The 9,949-nt window shown below is 41.3% G+C and carries 12 protein-coding genes; 3 read left to right on the forward strand and 9 right to left on the reverse strand.

All coding sequences use genetic code 11. The features are described from left to right. Positions 1 to 20 precede the first annotated feature (20 nt). The 9 genes from AB1488_10970 to AB1488_11010 all read right to left on the reverse strand — a co-directional run bounded on the left by AB1488_10970 (position 21) and on the right by AB1488_11010 (position 5,681). The gene (locus AB1488_10970; protein ID MEW6410610.1) at positions 21 to 329 is read right to left on the reverse strand and encodes a hypothetical protein; all 309 of its coding nucleotides are present in this window, start codon (positions 327 to 329) and stop codon (positions 21 to 23) included. A 12-nt stretch (positions 330 to 341) separates the two neighbouring features. Continuing rightward, complete coding sequence (locus tag AB1488_10975) at positions 342 to 830, reverse strand: regulatory protein RecX (GenBank protein ID MEW6410611.1); 489 nt, start codon at positions 828 to 830, stop codon at positions 342 to 344. Then, a complete protein-coding gene (locus AB1488_10980) occupies positions 811 to 1,908 on the reverse strand; it encodes a type IV pilus twitching motility protein PilT (GenBank protein ID MEW6410612.1) in 1,098 nt (365 codons plus the stop codon). The genes AB1488_10975 and AB1488_10980 overlap by 20 nt, the downstream gene beginning before the upstream one ends. Then, positions 1,905 to 2,921, reverse strand: coding sequence for a recombinase RecA (gene recA / locus AB1488_10985; GenBank protein MEW6410613.1), 1,017 nt, complete (start codon positions 2,919 to 2,921; stop codon positions 1,905 to 1,907). Before recA ends, AB1488_10980 begins: the two co-directional genes overlap by 4 nt. Positions 2,922 to 2,956: 35 nt before the next feature. Beyond that, positions 2,957 to 3,541 (reverse strand): RNA 2',3'-cyclic phosphodiesterase, encoded by a 585-nt coding sequence (thpR, locus tag AB1488_10990; protein ID MEW6410614.1) that lies wholly within the window; start codon positions 3,539 to 3,541, stop codon positions 2,957 to 2,959. After that, positions 3,542 to 4,000, reverse strand: a complete 459-nt coding sequence (locus AB1488_10995; GenBank protein ID MEW6410615.1) for a phosphatidylglycerophosphatase A — start codon at positions 3,998 to 4,000, stop codon at positions 3,542 to 3,544. 147 nt (positions 4,001 to 4,147) lie between these two features. Continuing rightward, complete coding sequence (locus AB1488_11000; GenBank protein ID MEW6410616.1) at positions 4,148 to 4,906, reverse strand: hypothetical protein; 759 nt, start codon at positions 4,904 to 4,906, stop codon at positions 4,148 to 4,150. Then, positions 4,903 to 5,448, reverse strand: a complete 546-nt coding sequence (locus tag AB1488_11005; GenBank protein MEW6410617.1) for a C39 family peptidase — start codon at positions 5,446 to 5,448, stop codon at positions 4,903 to 4,905. The genes AB1488_11000 and AB1488_11005 overlap by 4 nt, the downstream gene beginning before the upstream one ends. A 62-nt stretch (positions 5,449 to 5,510) precedes the next feature. Then, positions 5,511 to 5,681, reverse strand: coding sequence for a hypothetical protein (locus AB1488_11010; GenBank protein MEW6410618.1), 171 nt, complete (start codon positions 5,679 to 5,681; stop codon positions 5,511 to 5,513). 386 nt (positions 5,682 to 6,067) lie between these two features. On the opposite strand from AB1488_11010, the gene nfi reads away from it, so the two are divergent. The 3 genes from nfi to AB1488_11025 all read left to right on the forward strand — a co-directional run. Then, complete coding sequence (gene nfi / locus AB1488_11015; protein MEW6410619.1) at positions 6,068 to 6,751, forward strand: deoxyribonuclease V; 684 nt, start codon at positions 6,068 to 6,070, stop codon at positions 6,749 to 6,751. 5 nt (positions 6,752 to 6,756) lie between these two features. Next, positions 6,757 to 7,416 (forward strand): endonuclease III domain-containing protein, encoded by a 660-nt coding sequence (locus AB1488_11020; GenBank protein ID MEW6410620.1) that lies wholly within the window; start codon positions 6,757 to 6,759, stop codon positions 7,414 to 7,416. A gap of 423 nt (positions 7,417 to 7,839) precedes the next feature. Next, positions 7,840 to 9,949, forward strand: a 2,110-nt coding sequence (locus tag AB1488_11025; protein ID MEW6410621.1) for a vitamin B12-dependent ribonucleotide reductase, incomplete at its 3' end; no start/stop codon positions are given.

The following is a 9,949-nucleotide window of genomic DNA, read 5'->3' on the forward strand; positions in this document are numbered from 1 at the left end:
TCCTGATTCAATCCTTATTTTTACTCTGTTGTCCAGAATGTTAACTTGCCATCCTCGAAAAAGAGATGGGTCTTTTCTATGCCAGCCTTTGCCTTATATATCCAGTGTTCTCGGTGTTTGCCTTCTACATAACTGCTCATTGACTTTGATGGAGGACCCCATGCATACCTTACCTGTGAGGTTGTCATACCCATCAATACCTCACCTTTTTTTATAGATTCCTGAATATTGGTAGGAAAGTCTTTTATTTCATAATCCGTATATCTTACTGCCTCAGCGCAACCAAAAAGCAAGAATATCAATCCTGCAACTAATATCTTTTTCCCCATAGCCATTCCTCCTCATGTAAATAACTTATTTAAAGTCCTGTGTATAATATCGAAAGAGTATCCTCTTCTCCTCAGATAATCTGCAACCCTCCTTTTGGTTATGTCGGGGGGAGTATTTGTAAGTATTCGCATTCGCTTCTGGGCAAGGGTCATTGCATTTTCCTCTTCGACATCCTCACGGTAAAATTCCCTTATAACCTCCATTCCCAGTTCTCTATCTATTCCCCTTTTTATCAGTTCTGTCCAGATACATTCTTTCCCTGCAAGTCTTCTCTGACATAATGATACCATACTTCTTGCAAGGTTTTCATCATTGATGAGCCCAAGTTCCTGTAGTCTTGCCATTATAGTCTCTACTACATCATCAGGAAATCCCTTCTTCGTGAGCCTTGAGAAAAGTTCTTTCCTGCTTCTATCCCTGTAGGATAATAACCGAAGTGCCACAGCCATTGCCTTCTCTGCGCCTGTATTTTTTATTTCATCAGACCTCCCATGTAGCATCGGCTGTTGATATTATACCTTTCGCCCTGAGGGCAAAGTCGTCCGGATTTGTGCTCTGTCTGAGGGCCTCTTCGTATGTGATAAGATTATCCTGATAAAGTTTAAGAAGTGCCTGATCGAATGTCTGCATCCCGTATTGTGATGTGCCTGCCGCAATTACATCATGTATCAGTTTTGTCTTGTCGGGGTCAATAATATACTCCTTCGCTGTAGATGTAACGACAAGAACCTCTACTGCGGGGATTCTTCCTTTACCGTCAGCCTGTGAAACGAGTCTCATAGAGATTACACCTTTAAGCACAGATGCAAGCTGAATTCTTACCTGTTTTTGCTGGAATGGAGGGAATACCGCAATTATCCTGTTTATAGTCTCTGTTGCATCGGTTGTATGAAGTGTACTTAAAACCAGATGCCCTGTCTCAGCAGCTACGAGTGCAGTCTGTATCGTCTCAAAATCTCTCATCTCACCAACAAGGATTACATCAGGATCCTGTCTGAGTGCAGACCTCAATGCAACACTGAAGGACCCTGTATCAGGTCCAACCTCTCTCTGATTAACGATACTCTTCTTATCTCTGTGAAGGAATTCTATAGGGTCTTCTATAGTTATTATGTGGTCTTCTCTGTTTGTATTGATATAATCGATCATGGCTGCGAGCGTGGTGGATTTTCCACTGCCTGTTGTCCCTGTTACAAGAATAAGCCCTCTTGTCTCCATTGCAAGTTTTTCTATAACCTGAGGCAGGTTTGACTGCTGGATTGTCGGAACATCTACAGGTATGGTTCTCAGCACTATACTGATGGTGCCTCTTTGTTGAAATATGTTTACCCTGAACCTTCCAAGCCCCGAGACACTGTAGGCAAGATCTATTTCATGTTTTTCCTTCAATCTCTGTTTATGAATGTCACCCATTATGCTATCAGCAAGGGATGCCAGTTCATCAATAGAGCATTTTCCAAATCCTGTTAGAGGTTTAAGGCGACCATTAATCCTTAATATAGGGCTATTCTCTACCTTTAAATGGATGTCTGATGCCTTTTGTCTCAATGCCTCTGCAAGTAACTCTTCTATCTTCATGCCTTATCCACTCTGGTGCCATGGGCAGAGGTGGAGCGTATCTTAGTTTCTATTTCTGATACTACTTGAGGATTGTTCTTTAAAAATTCCTTTGCATTTTCCCTGCCCTGACCGATACGATTGCCACTATAAGAATACCATGCACCACTCTTTTCAATAATACCCTTCTCTACACCTATATCTACCATCTCACCAATCCTGGAGATTCCTTCATTAAACATTATATCAAATTCTGCGTGTTTAAATGGTGGTGCTACCTTGTTTTTCACAACCTTAACCTTTACCCTGCTCCCAATAACATCCTGCCCATCTTTTATCGAATCAATTCTTCTTATATCAAGTCTGACCGAAGAGTAGAATTTAAGAGCAGTGCCACCTGTGGTTGTCTCTGGACTACCAAATATGACACCAATCTTCATTCTCATCTGGTTTACGAATATCACAGTAGTCTGTGATTTGGAGATTGTGGCTGTAAGTTTTCTCAGCGCCTGTGACATAAGCCTTGCCTGAAGTCCTGGTAGAGAATCCCCCATATCACCTTCGAGTTCTGCCTTTGGCACCAGTGCTGCAACAGAATCTATCACCACAACATCAACTGCCCCACTTCTGACAAGGGCATCCGTTACCTCAAGTGCCTGCTCTCCGGTATCAGGTTGTGATATTAAAAGGTCATCAGTTCTGACACCAAGTTTTCTTGCATAAGATATATCGAGTGCGTGCTCTGCATCTATGAATGCAGCGATACCTCCTGCCCTTTGAGCCTCGGCAATCGTATGTAGTGCAAGTGTGGTCTTTCCAGATGCCTCTGGACCAAATATCTCTATCACCCTACCTCTTGGAAGACCACCGACACCAAGGGCAAGATCAAGTCCTATAGAACCAGTGGGTATCGCTGGAACATCTGAGAGAACCTCATCTGAACCGAGCCTCATAATTGCACCCTTACCAAATTGCCTCTCTATCTGTGTTACTGCCAATTCCAATGCCTTAAGTCTACTGTCTTTCTCTACCATGACTCTCCTCCTATCGTTAACCGTTTACCTTACAACTATGAACCATGATGTCCAATTGATATCCTTGCTAATGTCGTATACATGGCACCTTCGGGCTTAAGGTCGCTTTTTATCAGGCTGACCTCTTTTGCCTCAAAGGTACCTACCTCTGACTTTTCAAACTCATCCATTGCCTCACTCAATAAACCCGCATCTCGATAAGGCAACTTTATCCGTCCAATGGTAAGATGCGGTGTAAATCTCTCTCTCTTCTCCTTTTTTGAGCAGAAATCTTTTATTACAAAATCGATCTTTCCCTGCAGCTGTTGAAGAGTACCTGAGGCATCCTCTATTCCTATCCATATGATTCTTGGTCTCTTTATATCAGGGAATACACCCATATCTTTCACCTTCAGGATAAATGGTAAAAAACCATTACATACATTTTTTAACCTCGCCTCTATTTTTGATATATCTGTTTCTTTTATATCACCAAGAAATTTAAGCGTTAGATGAATCCCATCTGTCTTTACCCATCTGATATTTGCACCTATTTTTCTGAGGTTTTTTTGAATCTCGACGATAGTATCCTTTACATCCTGTGGTATCTCTATGGCGATAAATGAGCGGATTAAATCCATTCAGTACCCTTGAACAATTCTTGCAATCTGCAATATCAGATTAGTATATACCGCTGCCAGAAAGTCATCCACCATAATTCCAAAACCACCACTAAATTTTCGCTCTATCAACCTTATGGGATAAGGTTTAAGTATATCTATCAATCTGAATATGATGAATCCACCCGCGATATATTTAAATTCTGCAGGAAGAAGAAACATCGAGTAAAGATAACCGACAACTTCATCAATAACTATCTTAGGGCTATCTCTTATCCCTAACAGTTTCTCTGCCTTATTTGAGACATAAATGCCAGCAAAAAAAAGTGACAATGCTATGGAGAGATAGACTGCAGGAGATTCATCCTTAATCACCCAGTAAAGGACTACCCCAACAAGACTCCCTACCGTTCCTGGGGCAATAGGGGAGTAACCTGCATATCCCCCAGTAGCAATGAATATATATATCCGTCCTGCCAAATTTATAAACAATTTATCCTATTAACCACTATGTTGTCAATAAATTAAAATAAACCTAAAATAAACCTATCTCTTTGAGTCCAAAAAATTTAATTTTTGAGATTTCTGTTTATGTGGATTTTTCGGAGGACTGGCCTGAGAGAGAATTTATAGGTGCCCAAGGATGTATTCCGCATCCTCTATGAGCATCTCTGCACACTCTGGCTTTATATGAACGGTAGTCTGTACCTTTACCTCATTTATAAAGGCATTAAGTTGATTCGATGCGGTCTTCTTCTCTCCTCTGTTTAGTGCACTCTCTGCTGCATCAAGCTTTGCAAGAAGGCTCTGCATTATTCCTTTGTTCGTTATCCATCCAACCTTATATGATGTCTCAACATCTATCTTTGTGCTGTTTATCGTAGCAGTTCTAATAACCCCAAGTGGCTGTCCAGGGGTTTTATTAAATGTTAGCTCAAGGTTTGAGCTGCTACCATAATCAGAAACGCCTTTCAACCTTATTCTTTCCCTTTTAAGAGTATCGGTCTGTGGGTCACACTGGCTAAAAAATACAGTAAGACGATAAATTCCCAACTTCATCCCTATAACCTGAACTTTATAGATGCCATCCAGAGCGTAGCCTGGATTGATACCAAACTCAATACTTGTCTTTTCAGGAGGTTTACCAGTCTCATCATCGCCATGACTTATATCACTGTAAGCTGCCTTTGGATCCTCATCAAAACCCCGATCTAAGATGGGATCATAACCTGTTCTCCTGCCCTGTGGGTCTGTAATAATGAAATGGACATGACCACCTGTATTTATCTGCATACTACCACAGGGCTCCACCCCATAGACATTCTCACCCTCATAGAGACCAAAAACTATAAAGATAAAGAATAAAATAGATACAATCCTTCTCATTTTCTCTCCTTATATATCCTTATCGCATATATCTTGTTTCCATAATCTGATAGGGTTGTTGTTACATAAGGACCAGATTTAGCAGGGTCTTTAATTATATATCTGTCAGCTTGCCTCTCTGTAACCAGAACCCAATGCCCACTCCTCTTCCCTTCTTCATTTATACGCGCCACAAGAACAATTACGGGGATACATTTATCTAAATAATTATCAAGGACCGAAAGCGACAATGGTTTATCCTCTTTAAAATTATATTTATAAGTTCCAATAAATTTGGTAAATCGTAACTTGGTTGTATACTTATCTATAGCATCCCAACTTATATCACCATCATCCGTAAATCCTTTATTATCATTTAACCATGTATTCAAATTCTCAGGATTTACATCTTCTCCTTCAGGTGTCTTGGCCCCATATCCACTAAGGAGCATCGCAACTGATGTTAAGGCACAACCTCTCTGTCCTATAGTTTTCCTTGTGTCATCTTCCCAAAAAGCCTCGTCTAATTGCTTAAAACGCCAAGGCCAAGCTCCCTGACTCATATCATGAATCTTTGCTGTTAATGGGGTGCATGGGACAACAGGACACCACCAGGGCGCACTACCTATCCCTTCAAAATCTTAAAATCTGTGCAGCCTATTGTTACCAAAGTGCAGTCCGTAATCGGCACATTACCACATTCATAGGCACACACATCCTCCGCCTCCGATGTAGATGCTAAAATTAAAATAAAAACTATCAGCAACAGAGAAACCTTTATGTAATTATACCGCATTTAATTTAGCTCCAGTATTTTATCTTTAAAAGCAGGCAAGAAAGATGCCAAGAGGATGGGATTGTCTACCTTGTTGGATAACTATTTGTTTTTAAAGAGGTTTTAAAAGGATAGTCCGATACGATAATGATAGGAAGATAGGAGAATACCTTAAGGTTTTGCACAAGATTTTGGATTTCTGCACAAGATATTGTGCAATTTGAAGTTCTCCTGAGCCAAAAGCATGTCCTGAGCATTGCGAAGGATTGAGACCCTTCGTTACACTAAGGGTGACAGATAGTGAACCGTCGGGCAGGCTTTAGCTTTGTAGGTAGAGTTTGACAGGATTTGAAACAACAACTGAGATACTTGAATAACTGCATGAAAAGGTATATGATTTTGCATTAATGCGAATAAAGAGATTTCACAAATGGCCTGAGACTATTGAAGATGCTATTGCTATACAGAACACCCTCAGGGAAAAGGTTAGAACCGAAATAAGCGAGGTAACACTGGAGAATTTAAGATTGGTTGCGGGTGCAGATGTTTCTTCTTCAAAGAAGGATGATAATATCTATGCAGGAGTTATCCTTTTTTCCTATCCCTCACTCAGTATCATTGAAGAGAGTGTTATCTCAGGAAAGACAAGGTTTCCCTATATACCTGGTTTATTGAGCTTCAGGGAAGGACCGGTTCTAATAGATGCCTTTAAGGGACTCACGAGAATGCCAGAACTTGCTATATTTGATGGACAGGGCATCGCACACCCCGCAGGTTTAGGTCTTGCCACTCACCTTGGCCTTATGCTTGATATACCGAGTATAGGATGTGCAAAGAATCGTCTTATCGGAGAATATAAAGACCCCTCACCCCGACAGGGGAGTTTCTCGCCATTGATATATAAGGGTATTGAAGTAGGTGCAGTCCTCAGGACAAAGGACCATGTCAGACCTGTATTTGTTTCTCCAGGGCATAAAATGGATATAAGGGAGTCGGTAAGGATAGTGCTTGCCTTATCCAAGGGATACAGGCTACCTGAGGTTATAAGACAGTCACACATATTGGTAAATAGATTAAGGAGTGAGGAGTAAGGTCGATGACTCGTAGAAAAGATAGGGGTGTGCATCAGAAATTAATGACTATTTATAAAAAACTCTTTTCCCGTTTTGGTCCCCAGCACTGGTGGCCAGGTGATATCCCATTTGAGGTAGCTATCGGAGCAATACTAACACAAAATACCGCATGGGGCAATGTGGTAAAGGCTATTAATAACCTCAAAAGAGAGAAACTCCTTGATCCTGTTCGGCTTTACCACATCTCAGAAAAGAGGCTTGCACATCTTATCAAGCCATCCGGCTATTTTAATATCAAGAGTAAGCGACTTAAATCATTCATAGACATGTTTTATAACGATTACCATGCTGACATTGGAAGGATGATTTCGGATTCCCCTGACGACCTCAGGGAAAGACTTTTATCTGTGAAAGGGATAGGTTCTGAGACCGCTGATTCTATACTGCTTTATGCATGTGGCTATCCTGTATTTGTAGTGGATGCATACACAAAGAGGATACTCACAAGGCACGGTATAATACCAGAAGAATATGATTATGATGATATACAGGGAATCTTCCACAGTTCATTACCAAGGGATGCCTCACTTTTCAATGAGTATCACGCCCTGATTGTAAGGGTGGGGAAGGAATACTGCAGAAGAATCCCTCGCTGTGAAGGATGCCCGTTAAAAGAGTTATGAGTCCATAGTTCAGAGTTCGGAGAGTTAAAGATACAAAAAATGATGAAGATTCCATCGATCAAGGAACTGATTAAAGGATACAGGGAGCGCATCTTAAAGGAGGTTCTTGAGGTAAAAGGCCTCATGCGTCTCCTTATGAAGGTCAGAAATAACCGTGGAAGATGGAGCCGAGATGAAATAAAGGAAGTAATCATCTCAAGGAGATATCAAAGATGGTTCCTGCCCTGTTTGTATTCCTTCTCCCAGGTGGTTCAATTCTTTTACCAATTCTTGCCGCTATACTCGATAGAAGAAAGACAAAAAGGACTCCAAAAAACACTTGACAAACACAATATATTGTGGTTATATAATTCTGTGTATACTATATATACTATATATGCAAATCTACTATTATAAGGTCTACGACCTGTAGGGAGGACAGACATGGAGACAATAACAAAGAGTTCGGAGTTCGGGGTTCAGAGTTCGGATTTAAATGGTTTAACCTTTTCACCGAATGCGATAAAGGTTCTCAAAAAGAGGTATCTTAAAAGGGACGAAGAGGGTAATGTAGTTGAGACACCAGAGGAGATGTTCAGAAGGGTAGCATTAACTGTTGCCTCAGCAGACGAACTTTACGGTAAATCGCTGGTGGAAGTCAATAATACTGCTGAGGAGTTTTACAGAATGACGACTGAACTTGAGTTTTTACCAAATAGCCCTACTATGATGAATGCCGGAAGAGAACTGGGACAGCTCTCAGCCTGTTTTGTCCTCCCGGTGGATGATTCCATAGAGAGTATCTTTGAGGCAATAAAGAATACCGCACTTATACATAAGAGTGGTGGTGGAACGGGTTTTTCGTTCTCGAGGATAAGACCGAAGAACGATGTGGTCAAGACAACAAAAGGTATTTCAAGCGGTCCTGTCTCCTTTATGACGGTATTTGACTCTGCAACAGAGGCTATTAAACAGGGTGGCACAAGAAGGGGAGCAAATATGGGGATACTCAGGGTGGATCATCCAGATATACTCGAATTTATTACATGCAAAGGTGATGATTCCTGTCTTAATAATTTTAATATCTCCGTTGCATTAACAGAGGAGTTCATGCAGGCTATGATGAAAGATGAGACTTATAATCTAATCAACCCACACTCGGAGAAAGTGACAAACACACTCAGGGCAGTCGAAGTCTTTGAACTTATAGTAACTCATGCATGGAAGAATGGAGACCCTGGCATAATATTTCTCGATAGGATAAACAGAGATAACCCTACCCCCCATATTGGAGAGATAGAAAGCACAAATCCCTGTGGGGAACAGCCACTTTTACCTTATGAATCATGTAATCTTGGATCAATAAATCTTGCGAAGATGGTAAAACCAGTTCGGAGTTCGGAGACTTCGTCGAGCTCAGTCGAGACGTTCAGAGTTCAGTCCCTGCTTTCGCAGGGATATGAGGTGGACTGGGAAAAACTTAAAGACACCGTTTGGAAAGCTGTTCATTTTCTTGACAATGTGATAGATATCAACAGGTACCCCATACAGAAAATAGAGGAGATGACAAAAGGAAACAGGAAGATAGGACTCGGAATTATGGGATGGGCAGATATGCTGATTGATCTTGGCATACCATATAACTCTGAAGATGCAATAGCCCTTGCAGAAAAGATAATGGAATTCATACATCAGGAAGGCAAGAAGGCATCTGCCAGACTTGCAGAAGATAGGGGGGTGTTTCCGAACTATAAGGGAGGCATATACGAGAAGGCTGGAATTTTACAGAGAAACGCTACTATTACTACTATTGCACCTACAGGGACACTCAGCATCATTGCAAATTGCTCAAGCGGTATAGAACCAATCTTTGCCATATCATTCACCAAGAATGTCCTCGATGGGAATAAACTTATAGAGGTAAATGAGAGGTTTGAGAGGGTTGCAAATGAAGAAGGGTTTTACAGCGAGGCTTTGATGGAGGCGATCTCAGAAAAGGGTTCAGCCGCAGAAATAAAAGAGGTGCCAGTACATATTCAGAAAAGATTCGTAACAGCACACGATGTTACTCCTGAATGGCATATCAGGATGCAGGCAGCATTTCAGAGATATACCGATAACGCAGTCTCTAAGACAGTAAACTTCCCTCATGATGCTACTCCTCAGGATGTAAAGAAGGTCTATATGATGGCATATAAATTGGGATGTAAAGGTGTAACAATATATAGGGATGGAAGCAGGGAGCAACAAGTTCTCACAAAGGGTAATGGAGAATCGGGGGGCGAGAGCCGAAAGTCGATGGTTGATAGTGAAGTTAAGAGTTCAGAGACTTCGTCGATGGTTCGACAGGCTCACCATGCTCGCAAAACTGGACACCCTGAGCATGTCGAAGGGTCAGTCGAGACGTTGGGAGTTCGGATTGTTCCAAGGGAACGACCTGAAATAATTACAGGAATAACTATAAAGATGCAGACAGGATGTGGTCCCCTTTATATAACAATAAACAAAGATGCCTTTGGACTCCCATTTGAGGTCTTCTGTTCTATGGGGAAGA

Source organism: Nitrospirota bacterium (genome assembly GCA_040756155.1).
Taxonomy (GTDB): Bacteria; Nitrospirota; Thermodesulfovibrionia; order JACRGW01; family JBFLZU01; genus JBFLZU01.